The following is a 16,104-nucleotide window of genomic DNA, read 5'->3' as shown; positions in this document are numbered from 1 at the left end:
GATTTCTTCTTCCCCCTTTTCTATAGTAGATATATGTTAGTTGAGTAGTGTTTGCAACTCTTTAGAAAAGCTTTCCGCATCGGAATGGTTAACCAATACATTTTTTACTTCTTGCTTTTTGGTTACAAAATACATACTTGGTATGGTCTGAACCTGTAATAGATCTGCAGCTGATTGATCTTCGTCATAGTAATAAGGGAAAGTGTATCCTTTTTCCTTAATGTATCGATCAGCACTCTCTTTTGTTTCTTTACCAGGTTCGTTCATATTTAGTAAAACAAAATTGATCTGTTCACCATACTTTTCATACATCTGCTGAACAATGGGTAGTTGTTTCTGACAATGAGGACACCAACTAGCCCATTCGACAATTAACATAGGTTTATCATACAGCTCTGAACTAGCAACCAATTTACCGTCTTGAGAAGTCATTTTAAATTCTGGAAGTTGTTGACCTTTTAGACTCAAGGCAGTATTGTTCTCAGCACTTGAAGTTGATTGCGAAACTGATGAAGTCCCTACTTCTCCGTCCTTAGCGGGTCTAGTATAATAAATCAAACCCACCGACAATCCGATGATGACTCCCACTGCTAAAAACGGAAGCCACCACTTATCTTTTTGCATAGAATCTCCTTTCCTTTTTGATGAAATATGGCGAGTACAGCTTGAGTAAATAATATAGTAAATAATTTATGAACCCTCCGAAACTCATCCATTCCAAAAAACATTTTATCATTTACTAATTAGTATTTCAAGAAATATGTTGTCAAATTGTAAACTTTTTTCTTTCTCACGCTAAACCCGCCACACTACTGCATTAAATAGGTATAATGAAAATGATTGGACGTTATTTTCTAATTATTTTCAGAATATTATTTCTTTTTAATGCATAATTCACTCTTTCTTGTTTTCTGTTTTTCTATATAATAACTATACTAAAAACAGCAACGAAATACATTTAAAAATTTGCAATAATAAAAAAGATTGCCCAATCAGACAATCTTTTTTATGTTCTTAATACAAATCAAGATAATTATCAACTTCCCATTGTGACACAAAGGTTGCATAGCTAGCCCACTCGATACGTTTAGCTTCAAGGAAGCTCGTGTAGATGTGTTCACCTAGGGCTGCCTTGACCACTTCATCCTCAGTCAAGGCTTTCAAGGCGTTGTGAAGCGTTGATGGAAGGTCAGTAATTCCAGCTTCCTTACGCTCTTCCGCTGTCATGATATAGATATTTTCTTCGATAGGAGCTGGTGCTTCGATTTTGTTTTCAATACCATGCAAACCAACTTCCAATAGAACTGCCATAGCGATGTATGGGTTTGCCATCGGGTCCACTGAACGCAACTCAAGACGAGTTCCCATACCACGTGAAGCTGGTACGCGCACAAGTGGCGAACGGTTACGACCAGCCCAAGCAATGTAAACAGGCGCTTCATAACCTGGAACCAAACGTTTGTATGAGTTAACTGTTGGGTTCATGATAGCAGTATAGTTGTAAGCATGCTTAATCAAACCGCCAAGGAAATGGTAGGCCGTTTCAGACAACTGCATTCCTTTTGGATCATTTGGATCAAAGAAGGCATTATTTCCTTCTGCATCAAACAAGGACATATTACAGTGCATACCTGATCCAGCAATACCAAATTTCGGTTTAGCCATAAAGGTTGCGTAAAGGCCATGTTTGCGAGCAATGGTTTTAACAACGAGTTTAAAGATTTGAATCTTGTCACAGGCACGGAGGACTTCATCATACTTGAAGTCAATTTCATGTTGTCCAACCGCAACCTCGTGGTGACTCGCTTCTACTTCAAATCCCATTTTGGTCAAGACATTCACGATTTCACGACGCGTATTGTCTGCAAGGTCAGTAGGGGCCAAGTCGAAGTAGCCACCCTTGTCATTTACCTCAAGAGTTGGATCCCCATTTTCATCCAACTTAAATAGGAAGAATTCTGGTTCTGGACCAAGGTTGAAGGATTTAAATCCTACTTCTTCCATATGACTAAGTGCACGCTTCAGATTACCACGTGGGTCACCTGCAAAGGGTTCGCCTTCTGTTGTATAGACATCACAGATCAAACCTGCAACACTTCCATTTTCATCTCCCCAAGGGAAGACTGTCCATGTATCCAAGTCTGGGTACAAGTACATATCTGACTCATTGATACGTACAAAACCTTCAATAGAAGAGCCATCAAACATGGCTTTGTTTGACAAGACCTTATCTAACTGTTCATCTGTAGCAGGAATTTCGACGTTTTTCATGGTTCCCAGAATATCTGAAAACATGAGACGGATAAAGGTAACATTTTTTTCCTTGACTTCACGACGAATATCTGCAGCTGTGATTGGCATGGGTTTTCTCCTTAATATATATGACTACTTGCGATTGCCTAACCGCGACCAAAGGGTGACCGTACTGAAGCAAAGCGCCCTTGCTGGAGGAGTTCATTGTGGAGTGCGCGACGCACTTCCGTCTGACTCACGGCTTTCTTGGACTTCGCCTCGCGTTCAGCATATTTTTTCTTAATCGCAGCAATATTATGACCTTCAGAGATATAATCTTTGATTTCAAGTAGACGATCCATGTCATTCAAAGAATACATGCGACGGTTCCCTTCGTTTCGATCAGGCTTTATCAACTCTTGATCTTCATAATAACGAATCTGACGCGCCGAGAGATCGGTCAACTTCATAACACTGCCGATAGGAAAAACAGCCATATTTCGGCGAAATTCTCTTTCCTTCATTTACAATTTCCTTCTTCCTGTCTATTATAGTCTAAAAAAAGACATACGTCAACGAATAATGTCATAAAATGTAACATTATTTTCTTTTTTTATCCCAAAAGAGTTTCAGTTGCTCAATATCATAATTTACAAGGATTGCGACAAAAACTCCCATAAATGTTTCAAATACGCGCGCAAACACGTACAAAAATGTTTCTCCGCTTGGTATTGATAGGGTAATGATTAACATAGCCGCTACACCACCGATAACTCCTGCCTTGTTGTTCATGGCGACATTTGTCATAATGGTTAACATGGTGCAAATCGGAACAACTAGTAAGGTTACCCAAAAGGCTCCATGAAATAAAGTGTTTAAGAGGAAAAAGACAAGGGCGTAAAAACCGCCAATGCTATTTCCTAAGATACGCGAAGTTCCAAAATGGACGCTCTTATCAAAGCTCTCTCGTAGACTGAAGACCGCTGTCAATGCTCCGATTTGAAGCCCCTTCCAGCCAAAAAAACCAAAAATCAAGAGAACTATAAATACAGCAATCCCCGTTTTGAAAGTTCGCATACCAAGCTTGAACTGTGACTTATCAAATTTATATTTTTTAAAATAACTCATAATCTCAACTTTCTACTACCATTTTAACATAAATTAGTTGATTTTATGAGTGAAAATCAATAGGAAGCGTTTTTAATTTAGGGCTATAAAAAAGAGGAAACAGAGTTCCTCTTTTCTATTTAAATTCAGAGCTTAGTTACTTTCGTCTTCTTTACGTTTCAACTGACCAAGTCCTAAAACTCCTACTAAAGCTGCTAGACCAAGATATGGCATGTAGCTTGAATCATTTGTACCTGTTTGAGGTAGAGTAGGGTTACCTTTTGGATTTGGAGTAGGAGTTGTTGGCTCCCCTGGTTTCTTAGGTTCTGGCGTTGTCGTGCGAACTGTGTTTGAAGCGTAAGCAACTTTATTCACAGTATTTACATAGGTATTTTCAAAGGTTCCGACAGCAATTCGTTTCATTTGAATATAAGTCTCAGCTTGGAATGGAGAATCCAACTGAATCTCTTGAAGGAATTCTTCCTTGAAGCGAATGGTAATCATTCCCTTATCTTTATCATGTTCAACCTGTGTTTCAGCTGTTAAGTCTGTCCCTGCCTTGATAACACGACCGTCTTTCAATCGGATATCAACCTTGGCAAGAACTTTATAATTTCCAGTGTATTGATCACCTTTTTGGTCATAATCATCTACAAAACTATAGTCATTTAAGTCCTCAGAATGATTTTGTGGAATCAAACCACCGATTAAACGATAATTGAAGTACTGGTTCAACGGAATTGTTTGGCCATCGATATTGTCACTGCTTGGATCCATACTGATTGTCACATCTTTTTTAGGTGTGATTTTCGGTACATTATTGACAACTACTTCTGTAGCATAGCCATTTCCAAAATCAATTTGGTAGGCTTTGTTTTCATACTTACCACCCGTTTGACCAAATTCAGGTTTAACTGTCATCGGATCTGTGATGAGCAATGATTTTCCTGCTGCTACATAGTTCTTGTAGAATTCGGCTGGATTATCAGCTGAGAAGAGTTGGAAAGCACCTTTAACAGTGATGTTTGCTTTCTTCAACAGATCTTGAACCTTCTTAGGCGCAGCTTCTAAACTATCAAACTGTTGAACACTGATACCTGATACAAGATTGCCCTCTAGATCACGGATCTTAACCAATTCTGGTTGAAGGGTTAAGGCTTCTTCTGGATAATCATCCACATAGTAGAAACCATTTTGAATCGCTTCTTTAGAAGATTTATCTCCCTTGTATTGGTCCAAATCCCATGTGAGTTCATAGTAGTTCGTTGAACCAGCTAGAACTTCTTTGCCATCAATATTCACACCTTGCTTGTTCTTGTTAACTTTCAAAGGCTTGATGTAGTTGTTATTTGGATTGTCAGGGTCATTTGGTTTACCTGGAGTCGTTACACGAACAATATTTGACTTAACACCGTAGGCATCGTTGACTGTCAATGTAAAGTTATTTGTATAAGTCGCCCCATCATTCAAGACACGACCAACAACAGTTGGATATAGAGTTTCAAAGGATTTTGTCAAATCTGCATTGAAAGCAGCCAAGGTCTCCTCAGTAGCCTTAAAGGTTACAGTGTGACTAGCTTTGTCATAGCTTGTTTCAAAACCTTTGCTTGCAGCCTTGGTTGCTTCCAAATCAAACTGATAGCCAGTTGGAAGTGGATCTACCAATACAAACGAAGTTGTTTTTGGACGCCCTGCAGTTAAAGCTTCCGTTTTCAACTCAAACTTCACTACAGACTGCTTAGCAACTAGAGTACGGTCGATATCTACTCCATCCTCATTTTTAATTTCTTTATTAATCTGAGGTTGTGCAAATAGACGATTGTAATGGAAGTGAACTGTTGGCACCGCTGGTGGTGTTGGCAACTGCTTAGGAGTTGGTGCTACCGGCGGAGTTGGCAATGGATCATAATTTGGCTCTTCTGGTTTTGATGGCTCTGGTTGATCTGGAGTTTTTACCGGTGGAGTTGGCTCATTTTCATAGCTTGGTGCTACTGGAGCTGGTTCCAATGGTTTCTCTGTCTCATATGTTGGCTCTTCTGGTTTTGATGGCTCCGGTTGATCTGGAGTTTTTACCGGTGGAGTTGGCTCATTTTCGTAGTTTGGTGCTACTGGAGCTGGTTCCAATGGTTTCTCTGTCTCATATGTTGGCTCTTCTGGTTTTGATGGCTCTGGTTGATCTGGAGTTTTTACCGGTGGTGTTGGCTCGTTTTCATAGCTTGGTGCTACTGGAGCTGGTTCCAATGGTTTTTCCACCTCATAAGACGGTGCTTGCGGTGCAGTAGGTTCTACCGGTGGAGTTGGTTTTTCTTTTGTAATTTTCGGAACGTTGACGGCACGAATCTTACCATTGAGTGAGTACCAGATGTTTGGTCTTTTACCTGTATCAACCGCCATAACTGGATCAGAAGGAACTACTAGGGTCGCAGAAATGGCACCAACAGTAACACGGTTAGTTGAACCAGACATGCTGATTGCTCCTGCACCATACCAAGAGTTTGGAGCATCTGATGAATCCCAACCTGAACCAGGTTGACCATTTGGATACATAGTCCAACGAGATCCACCTTGGTCTTTTTTAAAGTTCAAGGTTTCTGTGGCATAAATCTTTCCGTCTTTTTCTCCAACAGATGAACCGGAAATTTTAATAAAGTTACCAGTGTAATCCTTGGCCATCTCAATAGAATTATTTTCTCTGTTTAGAGATGCTACTGAAAGAAGGGCATTGTCAAAATTAATTGGTTGGTCATTTTCATCATAGAAGGTAAATTCATTTTTAATGAAAATTGAAGTCCCTTTTTCAACATCACCAGTGTAAGCAGAAGCAAAGACACCCAAAGTTGGGTCACTAAAGATTCCCAACCAAACTTTTCCACTAGGATTTTTAAATTGAGAAGAAGGATCTACAGTATATTTGTAAACAATCTTAGAAATCTTTTTACCATTGTAGTATGAATTTTGAAGGTTGGTATAAGTTGCAGTTACGCTTTGCCCACGTTCTAGAAGAACAGAGCCCCATTTAACTTCTGTTTTATTCCCTACATTGGTGGTCCAGTCAGATTTGTCTCCAATATTACCATACAATTCCACCGAAGAAGCGGTAGCACCGTTTTCCAAGTTCTTGACATTTAGATTGTCTAACTGAAGATTTTTCTTGCCATATTGGACTGTGTCTTTCTTAAAAGCTTCATCAACTGCTGCTGCAGTGAGAAGTTTTCCTTCCGTTTTGAGATCAAGTTGAGCATTCGGTTCTAAATCGTAAACCAAGCTCTGAGCAGATGGCTTAGACAAGTAACCATCTTGATCTTTATTATTTTCAAGTTCTACAAGGGCCGCCTTAATTTTAGCCTGCTCATCTTTATAAGCCTGCAACTTAGCCGGATACTCAGCCAACTCTTTCTTATATTTGGCAAGATCAGCTTCATATTTAGCTAATTTTGCTTCATAGTCAGTTTTAGCCGCGGCATTCCGTTGCTTGATTTCTTCGTTTTCAGCTTGGAGCGCTGCATTTTTAGCTGTGTTTTCTTCAACAGCCTTCTCATAAGCTGCTTTAGCATCAGCATTAGCTTTTTGAACGCGAGCTAATTCCGTCTGATAAGCCGCTAACTTAGTTTGGTAGTCTGTTTCGTTAGCTGCATTCGCTTGTTTGACTGCTGCCAAGTCTTTTTCGTATTGTGCTATTTTAGCCTCATAAGTTGCCTTGGCTGTTTCATTTCGTTGTTTAATAGCTTCATTTTCAGCTTGGATAGCATTGTTTTTAGCTGTGTTTTCTTCAACAGCCTTTTCATAGGCTACTTTTGCATCAGAATTAGCCTTTTGAACACGTGCCAATTCTGTTTGATAAGCTGCTAATTTAGCTTGATAATCAGCATCATTATCCTCTTTAGCTTTCTTAATAGCTGCAAGGTCTGCTTCATACTGCTTCATCGCTGCTTCATAATTCGCTTTTGCAGTTTCATTACGCTGTTTAATAGCTTCATTTTCAGCTTTAAGCGCTTCGTTTTTAGCTGTGTTTTCTTTTACTGCTTTATCATAAGCCTCTTTAGCTTCAGCATTAGCTTTTTGTACTCGAGCTAATTCTGTCTGGTAAGCTGAAAGTTTATTTTGATAATCCTGTTGACTATCTTCGTTTGCTTTTTTGACAGTTGCTAAATCTTTTTGATATTGTGCTAGCTTAGCCTCATATTCTGCTTTAGCTGTTGCATTAGCAGTGTTGATTTTTTCAACTTCTTCTTGATGACTTTTTAGATCTTTTTGGTACTTGTCATCCGCTGCTTTGTTTTCAGCATTGATTTTATCTGTTTCAGCCTGATGAGCTGCGACTTCTTTTTTATATGCTTCAGTTGTTGTCTTTACTTCTTCAGCCTGTTTAGCATAGTCGCTTTTAATCTCATCTTGTTTTTGAGCATTCTCTGTAGCAGTTGTGGCTGTTCCTTTGTCTTTTGTTTCATCTTGAACTACCTTAACTCCTGCAGATTTTGCATCGGCAACTGCTTTATCCAAATCAGCTGATGATACTTCTACTGGCAAAGCTGAGTCTTTAGAACCAGCCTTAGCTTGGCTTTCTTTGGCAACTTGGCTCATTTCACCCTGAGCTTCAGGTAGATTTGTGGCTGGGTTCCCTGTAGTAGCTACCTCAACTGTACTTGTACTAGTTGTCTCTGTAACTTCATCAGCAAATACTGCTTTGTCTGCAAAAGCAATCAAAGCAGTTCCTAAAACAGCACCACACAAAGTTTTCGCAACTTTGCTTTTACGAAATCCATAGACTTCTTTTTTATTTTTCATTATAATCCTTTTCCTTATCTAAATTTAGTCGTTACTTCTTATACTAGCACTTTACAAGGCAGGATGCAAATATTTACTCTTTTTTTTATTTATAGAAAAATTCCACCTATTTATAAATTAAATTAAAAAGAAGATGGTCACACCATCTTCCTTTAGTTAAACTATTTATTTTTCAGTCAAAGCTGCCAATCCTGGAAGAACTTTACCTTCAAGGAGTTCCATTGATGCTCCACCACCAGTAGAGATCCATGAGAACTTGTCTGCACGACCAAGGTTGATGGCTGCAGCAGCTGAGTCACCACCACCGATGATTGATTTCACACCTGGTTGTTTCACGATAGCGTCCATGACACCGATTGTACCAGCTTGGAAGTCAGGGTTTTCAAATACACCCATAGGTCCGTTCCATACAACTGTTTTTGCACCAGTCAAAGCTTCGTCAAATTTAGCGATAGATTTAGGACCGATATCCAAACCAAGGAAGCCTGGGTCTACTGCTTCACCTTCAGTGTCTTTCACTTCAGTGTAGTCAGCAAATGCGTTTGCTTCTTTTGAGTCAACTGGCAAGATCAATTTGCCGTTTGCTTTTTCAAGAAGAACTTTCGCAACATCCAATTTATCTTCTTCTACAAGTGAGTTACCGATTTCGATACCTTGAGCTTTGTAGAATGTGTAAGTCATCCCACCACCGATAAGCACTTTATCAGCTTTTTCAAGCAAGTTTTCGATAACACCAATCTTGTCAGATACTTTTGAACCACCAAGGATCGCTACGAATGGACGTTCTGGAGCTTCAACTGCTTCTTGGATGTAGGCAATTTCGTTTTCAAGAAGGAAACCAGCAACTGCTTTTTCAACGTTTGCTGAGATACCAACGTTAGATGCGTGTGCACGGTGAGCAGTACCGAATGCATCGTTTACGAAGATACCATCTCCAAGTGAAGCCCAGTATTTACCAAGTTCAGAATCGTTTTTAGATTCTTTCTTGCCGTCAACATCTTCGAAACGAGTGTTTTCAACCAAGAGAACTTGTCCATCTTCAAGAGCGTTAACAGCGGCTTCCAATTCAGCACCACGTGTAACACCTGGGATAAATTTAACTTCTTGTCCCAATTTAGCAGCCAAGTCAGCAGCTACAGGAGCAAGTGATTTACCTTCTTTGTCTGCTTCTTCTTTTACACGTCCAAGGTGAGAGAAGAGGATTGCACGTCCACCTTGTTCAAGGATGTACTTGATAGTTGGAAGAGCTGCAGTGATACGGTTATCATTGGTAATCACGCCATCTTTAACAGGTACGTTGAAGTCAACACGAACGAGAACTTTTTTCCCTTTCAAGTCAACGTCTTTAACAGTCAATTTTGCCATTAGATATGACTCCTTCTTTTTTTATACGTGTTAATTATATCACAAAATCCGCAAAAGAGATAGAAAAACCCTAAACTTTTCTTGTTCATTCTTCTATCTATTAACCTAAAAACCTAGGATTGCAGTGCGGGAAATAGTAATCTTCACATAATTCGGTTGGAATATTTTAGGCGAATTTCTTGATTGATCTGCCTAATTACTTCTACACTATCCTTTTTCTAAGATTTTAATCCTTAATATTCTAAACTCTACAGTCCTTCTTTTTGAATTGCTGGGTTTCTTATTATACAATATAACTAAAATAATTTCTTCAGTTTGTGCTATTTGAGATTAAAAGAAGGGGAATTGCTACGATGAAATTAGAAAGACTAATCTATATTTTACTGTCTCTTTTGAATAAGAAGAGAATAACAGCTAAAGAGATCGCAGAGAGGTTTGAAATATCTACTCGAACTGTATATAGAGACATGGATACACTCAGTTTAGCGGGGATCCCAATCTATTCGGAACGTGGAGATAAGGGAGGTTTCTATATACCGAGCGACTATAAGATAGACAGAAACTTTTTCACTGAGGAAGAGAGACAGTTTATCATTAATATGAGCCAAAATGTTAGTAAAATCGTTGGTCATTCAAGTCTTGACAGTATCGAACACAAGCTGTCTTCTCAAGAAATTACAAGAGCAAACAGTCCTTTTTACTTTGATCTCAGTTCCTGGACTCTTAATACAAATTATTTACTAGAAATTGAGGAAGCGATACAAACTGAACAGATGATTTCTTTTTCTTACTATTCGAAAAAACAAGAGAAAAGTCAGCGAACAGTTATTCCATACAGATTGATCTATAAACTGAATGCTTGGTATGTTATCGGTTACTGCTTAGAAAAATTAGATTTTCGTATTTTTAAATTAACTCGAATTCGTGAACTAGAACTAGTGGAGATAGAAGATAAACCATTCGATTATCCACGTTTATCTCAAGAAAAGTTAGAGCTTTTTTTAAATCCCCCAAAACATAAAGTGGAGGGGCAAAGAGAAGAAATCGAACTAGTTTTTACAAGATTTGCACTTCCAAAAATCTACGATTACTTCACGGAAGAAGAAATCAGAGTCGAGGACGAAATAATAAAAGTTCAGGCATTTAGAGCTTTAACTCCTTCGTTTTTTGATTTACTATTAAGTTTTGGTTATCAAGTAAAGGTCGTATCTCCAAGTCACTTACAAAATCTACTGGTCAGTACTCTCAAAAAAAATCTTCAGCAATATGACAACCTGTAGTCATATTTCCTTTTGTATACTCTTAAGTGGGCAAAATATTTCGTGATATTCATCATAGCCCAATTATTTTACAGGAGGTTCCAAATGGATACAAAAACACTTGCAGAAAGCTATTTTACGGCAGTAAATGAGGGAGGCTGGGAAGATTTCGTAGCTGAAAACTTTGACTATGGCATGTGCGATAGTATAGAAATTCGACAAGGACGTGATGTTTATTTGCAAGGCGCAGGCCAATTCTATGCTTTGAGCCAGCATCTTGAAGTGAAGCAATTACTTGTTGATGGTCGAGCAGTCTCAGCTTTAAATCGCTACCGTCTACATTCTCCTCAAGGAAAAGAACTAGAGCTGGATGTCGCAGAATTTCTGAAATTTGATGAATTTGATAAATTAGTTGCATCCAATATTTATTTCGACACCTATCGTTTCCAAAAATTTATCCAAGGAATTGAATAACAAAAATCTAGCTTCAAATTTACTCTTCAATTTCAAAACTAAAAACAAGGCCTGACTAATCTACAGTCAAACCTTGTTTTTTATTTTTATGAGAAAATCCAAGATTCGTAAATCTGATTAGTTTTCTCTCTTCTTTCCAGCAAGCAAGCCGTAGCCACTCATTAGTCCGAGAAGTCCCAGCGCTACTAGACTAGCATCTCTTGTCGCTCCCGTATTTGGCAGCTCTTTACTTACTTCTTCAACTTTTGCTGGTGCTGCTGAAAGAGCTTGATCCCTTGTTTGTGAGACTTGATCCTCTTTCGTTCCTACTTCAACAATTTCTGGAAGGGCTTCCTTGAGAACCTCAATAGAATGAAGAGTGCGTTTGCTCTGACCATCAACTTCTACAAAGCGACGAACTTGACCTTCCACACCTGCTTGAATTAGCTGGCGTTGTCCTTTGAGAAGGGCTGCATTTGGTCGTTCCTGATGTTCGAAGGAAACTGTTCCCTCTTCAACTTCCAGTTTCGGAGTTTCTAGAACTAAATCTTTCACACCTTCAGCTGGTTGGTTGCTTGATAGAACTTTTGTACCAACTTCGGTGATTTCTGGGATTGCTTCCTTGACTACCTCAGTCGAACGAAGAGTGCGTTTGCCTTGGCTATCTACTTCTACAAAGTGGCGAACTTGGCCTTCAACTCCAGCTTGCACAACACGGCGTTGTCCTTTGAGAAATTCGGAGTTTGGTCGCTCCTGACGTTCATAGGCTGTTGTTTCAGTTTCAATAACTAGTTCAGGGAGGGCCTCAACCGTCGGGGCCACTTCATTTGGATCCATGCTACCAACATGATGGCTTTCTTCTGCAGGAGCTAGTTTCTTATTCAACTTTTCTTTCATGTCCGCAAAAGCTTGTGGAGTTGGTATCTCTGAAGCCAACAAAGTTTCTGCTTGTTCAATCAACTCAGCTTTAGGATCTTTTTCACGAACGGATTCGAGCAAGCCTTCCAATTCTTCTCTAGCAGTCTGATAACGTTGATTTCCATCCAAGGCTGTCCCTGCTTGTTTCAACTCATTCAAAGCTTTGTTGACCTCTTCTTGACTAGCATCATGGTTTTCTGCAACAGCTTTCGCTGCATTGAGCTTCTCTACTAGTACAGCTTGTTTGTCCTCACTTGAGAAGGTATAGGCAAGGGTTGACTGGCGACCTTGGGCAGCAGTGATTTCTTGTTTGAGGTACTCATCGTTGACAGCTGCTTTTGGAGAAACCAAGACATCGAACTCAGCTGTGTGTCCCTTGTAATGAAGGGTCAAGGTCTGACGACCAGTCTTTTGAGCATCGTAGCCCGTAATTTCAACACCTTGATCTGTGAAGGCACGGCTTTCTTCTGTCTCATCATCATAGAGAACTCCGAAACGACCTTCTGCAAGATCCAGTTGCTCTCCTACTAGATATTCCGTTTTCGGTTTCTGAGTAATGTACAGACCTGCTACTTCCTTTAGTTTTCCTTCATCTTGACCAGTAACTTGTACCTTCAAGTCACCGCTTACTGAAAGTCCAAGATAGCTAACTGTGAGCTTTTGTTCCCCTTTTTGATGAGCGTCGTATCCAGAAACAGTCACACCTGAGTGAGTAAGGTTAATCAGCTCGTCTGCTTGCCCCCCTTCGTATTGAACACGGAGAGTGCCGCCTCTAAGGTCAAGTTTTTCTCCCTCTTTGTAAACTGTCTTCTTAGGTCCTTTTTCGAGACTAACTGCAGCAATTTTTCTTTCATCCTGTGGAATCGCTACAGCCAAGGTGTTACTGATTTCTTTGCCAGGTAGTTGAGTACGATAGTAGAGGAGAGTTGGTTGCTTGTCAAAGCCCAATGGTGCTGTTGCCAAGTCGCCTCCAGTATCAGACTTCAAAGTTGCAATCGGTGTTTGTGAATCTGCCTTGTCGTAAACGGTGATAGTTGCACCCGCTGGAACATCAGAGAAGCCTAGTTGAACTTGATGGTTTCCAAGTGAACGGGCAGCCACCTTAGCCATTGGAATATTTTGACTTTCTGTGTCCAGGGTTTCATACATCTTCCAGTTGTAGATACGAATGGCCTTCCAAGGTGTTCCGTTATCTGAAGTGATAACTTTTAGACGCCAGTCTTGAGCGGTGATTGGTTTGTCAAGAGTGATATCTGTCACGTGTGCTTTGTTGCCACGAACTTCCTTAGCTAGTTTCCACTCGCCATCTGTATCCTTGTAGTAAAGATCAAAGTCCTTGGTGTTCATCAAACCGTCGTTTACGGATTCTCCACCAGCTCCTGCATGATCCATGACCCATCTAACAACGGTACGTGGCTTGGTCAAGCGAATATCCACACTACCGCTCAATTGTCCTGAAGACCACTTGTCTGACAGACTTGTAATCGTACCGTTCAACATACCTTCAATACCTTCTCCACCTTCAGTATTTGGGAAAGTGCTACCAATAACCTTTGCACCTGGAACGATATTTTCAGCTAAAGGTCTTGGAAGAGTCGTATCCTGAACTGTCATCCCCCAGTTAAAGGATGCCGTCGCAGCTTCGGAACGAAGGCCATTTTTACCAACTGCAACGACTTTCAGTTCCTGAGTCGTACCAGTCGCATTAGCAGAACGGCTAACTTTTGGCAAGTAGATGGTTGAAGCAGATGATCCTGTCAACAAACGCCAGTTATCTCCATCTTTTTCGTAGACTTCATAGAAATCTGCATCTTGGTTACCCGCAAACTGGACCACTGCTTCAGCTTCTTGGGCATTTTTAAGAGATTGTTTCACCACAGATAGCCCCGTCGGTGCCTGTGGTGCTTGGTGATTATCCGAAATTGTCAATTGACCTAGGTTAAACTGATAATCTTTTACAGCTCCTTCATGCTCAAAGAAGAGTTTGACTGCATAGATTGTTTTACCTGCTAGTGAGCTAAGGTCAAATTCTTCATTCTTCCAGTTATCAGAGAGAGTCAGTTCTTTCCATGCAGCTGCATCCTCAAATTTGTAGTCTGGTGTTGTAGAGAAGGCCATATAAACTTTAGAGCCTTTTCCTCCCTTGTGGGCAACACGAAGTTTGGTTTTCTCTGTTACTTCTAGTTTGGTAGAATACAAATTCACATCCTGGTCCGTCTTACCAGCTACATCGCCTGAGAATTTAAGGGAGTTTCCTCCATTATAGGCATCTGTAAAGTCATATTCTGCACGAAGTTTTTCCCCTGTTGAAGTCTGCCACCAGCGCCATGTTGGCAAGACACCAGAAACAGAACGGTAGTTCCACTCAGAATCCTTAGAAACTTTGCCGTCTACAAACCATTTTCTACCATGACCTGTATTAAAGGAGGTCATGAAGGTTCGACCTACTGCTGGTGTACGGTCAGCAACTAAATTGGCAATTCCATACCACTCTTTATCTGCTGGTTTTTGAGCCGTTGGATCTCCTTGGTAACCTGTAAAGAAGATGTCTTCGTTCTTGTGGTAGTCTTCGCCTGTTTTTCCTAGACTGGTAATCGTATCTGGTGCAAAAAGTCCAAGTGACAAACGCAACTTGCCTTTTTCATCTAAGAGGGCATCCCATTTGACTTTGGTCTTATAAGAACCACCTTGTTGCAATTCCAAGCCTGCAAAGACATCATATTGACTACGTTCTAGCCATTTTGCCATCTCTACAGAGTAGTCATTCTTTTCCTTGTTCCAGTTGAAGTTGGCAAAGAATTGATCTGCAGGAACCTTGTCACCTTCTTTTTGCATGAACTGATAGTTGTATTCACCAAGGCCATCTTCGTGGTAACGACCATATTTGTAGGTCATGGCATCGTACCAAGCATACTTGATTGGATGGTTGACTTTAGCCGCGTATTCTTTTGTATAGAGCATGAATTGGCGCATTTTTTCACCAAGAGGTGCTACCAATTCCCCCGTTGTTTCTTGGTTGATGAAATAGCCATCAAAGCCATAGTACTTAGCAAGATCGACAAGTTTCCGTGCGATAGGGAAGGTGCCATCTGCGTCTTGTTTCAAGGCAGCTGCAAATTTCTCTTGGTCGGCAATGCTATTTGACCAGTTGAAAAAGAGTGTTCCATAAACGGGAACTCCGTTGCGGTGACCGGCATCAATGACATCTGGAGTTGGAACTAGACCTTCCCAGAAGACCATTGAATCCAAGTATTGCCAGTAATCAAAAGCGTAGGCCTTGAATTCTTCTCCACCTACAGAAGCGTGGTCTTTAGCCTTTGAGTTGGTATTTGCTAGCGCCTGAACCTTGGCTCTTCTGCTTGCTTTTTCATTGACCAACTGCCCTCTGTGGCGCTTGGCGAGTTCAACTGATGAACGGTTAATAGGATCATCCTCACGCGCACCCGGTTCCCATTTCAACAAATCATCCCAAGTATCAAATTTGATTTCTTTTGGTCGGAGACTCTTTTCTTCATTTTTAGGAACGTCTGCTAAAGTCGGTTTGTCGGCTTTCTTCTCAGCCACTTGAGGAGTTTCCTCTGGTTTGACTTCTTCTTTTTCAGTTGGTTGAGCAGGTTTTTCAGTTTTATCTGTCGGAGCGGGTTTTGCCTCTTCTTTTTCATTAACCAAATCCGCTATTGCTGGAGTGTTTTCTGAAATTGGTTGCTCAGCTACTTTGTTCTCTGTTTCCGATAATTGTTTTTCGATAGCTGCAGTATCTGGATTAGTTGTCTCACTAGTACTTGTAGCTTGGGCGCTCGTATTTGCAGCTGTTTCAGGGACTGCGACTTGTTCGGCAAGAGCTGGGCTCGCAAATAGAGCTGAACCAATCATCAAGGAACAAGCCCCGATTGACAGCTTACGAATACTGTAACGGCAACGTTTTTCAAAAAATAGATTTTTCATCTTATCCTCCTAATAAAATATAAAGTAAGCGCTTTACTTT

9 protein-coding genes are annotated in these 16,104 nt (G+C 40.3%); 2 read left to right on the top strand and 7 right to left on the bottom strand.

Annotated elements, in window-relative coordinates; all coding sequences use genetic code 11:
- Window positions 1-36: 36 nt before the first annotated feature.
- The 6 genes from MK395_RS00770 to MK395_RS00745 form a co-directional block, all read right to left on the bottom strand.
- Window positions 37-624, bottom strand: coding sequence for a TlpA family protein disulfide reductase (locus MK395_RS00770; RefSeq protein WP_001168154.1), 588 nt, complete (start codon window positions 622-624; stop codon window positions 37-39).
- A 390-nt stretch (window positions 625-1,014) separates the two neighbouring features.
- On the bottom strand, window positions 1,015-2,361 hold the full coding sequence (gene glnA, locus MK395_RS00765) for a type I glutamate--ammonia ligase (RefSeq protein WP_044020261.1): 1,347 nt from the start codon (window positions 2,359-2,361) through the stop codon (window positions 1,015-1,017).
- 38 nt (window positions 2,362-2,399) lie between these two features.
- A complete protein-coding gene (glnR, locus tag MK395_RS00760) occupies window positions 2,400-2,756 on the bottom strand; it encodes a transcriptional repressor GlnR (protein ID WP_000664333.1) in 357 nt (118 codons plus the stop codon).
- A 76-nt stretch (window positions 2,757-2,832) separates the two neighbouring features.
- Window positions 2,833-3,360 carry an FUSC family protein gene (locus MK395_RS00755; protein WP_049489973.1) on the bottom strand — a complete coding sequence of 176 codons (528 nt, stop codon included), beginning with the start codon at window positions 3,358-3,360 and terminating at the stop codon, window positions 2,833-2,835.
- A 132-nt stretch (window positions 3,361-3,492) separates the two neighbouring features.
- Window positions 3,493-8,124, bottom strand: a complete 4,632-nt coding sequence (locus MK395_RS00750) for an antigen I/II family LPXTG-anchored adhesin (protein ID WP_268711076.1) — start codon at window positions 8,122-8,124, stop codon at window positions 3,493-3,495.
- A gap of 165 nt (window positions 8,125-8,289) precedes the next feature.
- Complete coding sequence (locus MK395_RS00745; protein ID WP_268711075.1) at window positions 8,290-9,489, bottom strand: phosphoglycerate kinase; 1,200 nt, start codon at window positions 9,487-9,489, stop codon at window positions 8,290-8,292.
- Window positions 9,490-9,842: 353 nt separating this feature from the next.
- Here MK395_RS00745 and MK395_RS00740 point away from each other — a divergent pair, with 353 nt between their 5' ends.
- Entirely contained in the window at window positions 9,843-10,769 is a 927-nt protein-coding gene (locus MK395_RS00740) for a helix-turn-helix transcriptional regulator (protein WP_000764446.1), read from the top strand.
- A gap of 84 nt (window positions 10,770-10,853) precedes the next feature.
- Window positions 10,854-11,222 carry a hypothetical protein gene (locus MK395_RS00735; RefSeq protein ID WP_002879744.1) on the top strand — a complete coding sequence of 123 codons (369 nt, stop codon included), beginning with the start codon at window positions 10,854-10,856 and terminating at the stop codon, window positions 11,220-11,222.
- A 117-nt stretch (window positions 11,223-11,339) separates the two neighbouring features.
- On the opposite strand, the gene MK395_RS00730 is transcribed toward MK395_RS00735, so the two are convergent.
- Entirely contained in the window at window positions 11,340-16,064 is a 4,725-nt protein-coding gene (locus MK395_RS00730) for an endo-beta-N-acetylglucosaminidase (RefSeq protein WP_268711074.1), read from the bottom strand.
- Window positions 16,065-16,104 lie beyond the last annotated feature (40 nt).

Source organism: Streptococcus oralis (assembly GCF_026782085.1).
Classification (GTDB): domain Bacteria; phylum Bacillota; class Bacilli; order Lactobacillales; family Streptococcaceae; genus Streptococcus; species Streptococcus oralis_DA.
The sequence above is the reverse complement of the archived record's forward strand: the minus strand, read 5'-3'. Positions and strand labels throughout refer to the sequence as shown.

Bases quoted from the DNA above. Each gene is read 5' to 3' on its own strand.
- MK395_RS00755 (WP_049489973.1), bottom strand. From the start codon at position 3,360: ATGAGTTATTTTAAAAAATATAAATTTGATAAGTCACAGTTCAAGCTT.
- glnR (WP_000664333.1), bottom strand. From the start codon at position 2,756: ATGAAGGAAAGAGAATTTCGCCGAAATATGGCTGTTTTTCCTATCGGC.
- glnA (WP_044020261.1), bottom strand. From the start codon at position 2,361: ATGCCAATCACAGCTGCAGATATTCGTCGTGAAGTCAAGGAAAAAAAT.
- MK395_RS00730 (WP_268711074.1), bottom strand. From the start codon at position 16,064: ATGAAAAATCTATTTTTTGAAAAACGTTGCCGTTACAGTATTCGTAAG.
- MK395_RS00750 (WP_268711076.1), bottom strand. From the start codon at position 8,124: ATGAAAAATAAAAAAGAAGTCTATGGATTTCGTAAAAGCAAAGTTGCG.
- MK395_RS00740 (WP_000764446.1), top strand. From the start codon at position 9,843: ATGAAATTAGAAAGACTAATCTATATTTTACTGTCTCTTTTGAATAAG.
- MK395_RS00745 (WP_268711075.1), bottom strand. From the start codon at position 9,489: ATGGCAAAATTGACTGTTAAAGACGTTGACTTGAAAGGGAAAAAAGTT.
- MK395_RS00770 (WP_001168154.1), bottom strand. From the start codon at position 624: ATGCAAAAAGATAAGTGGTGGCTTCCGTTTTTAGCAGTGGGAGTCATC.
- MK395_RS00735 (WP_002879744.1), top strand. From the start codon at position 10,854: ATGGATACAAAAACACTTGCAGAAAGCTATTTTACGGCAGTAAATGAG.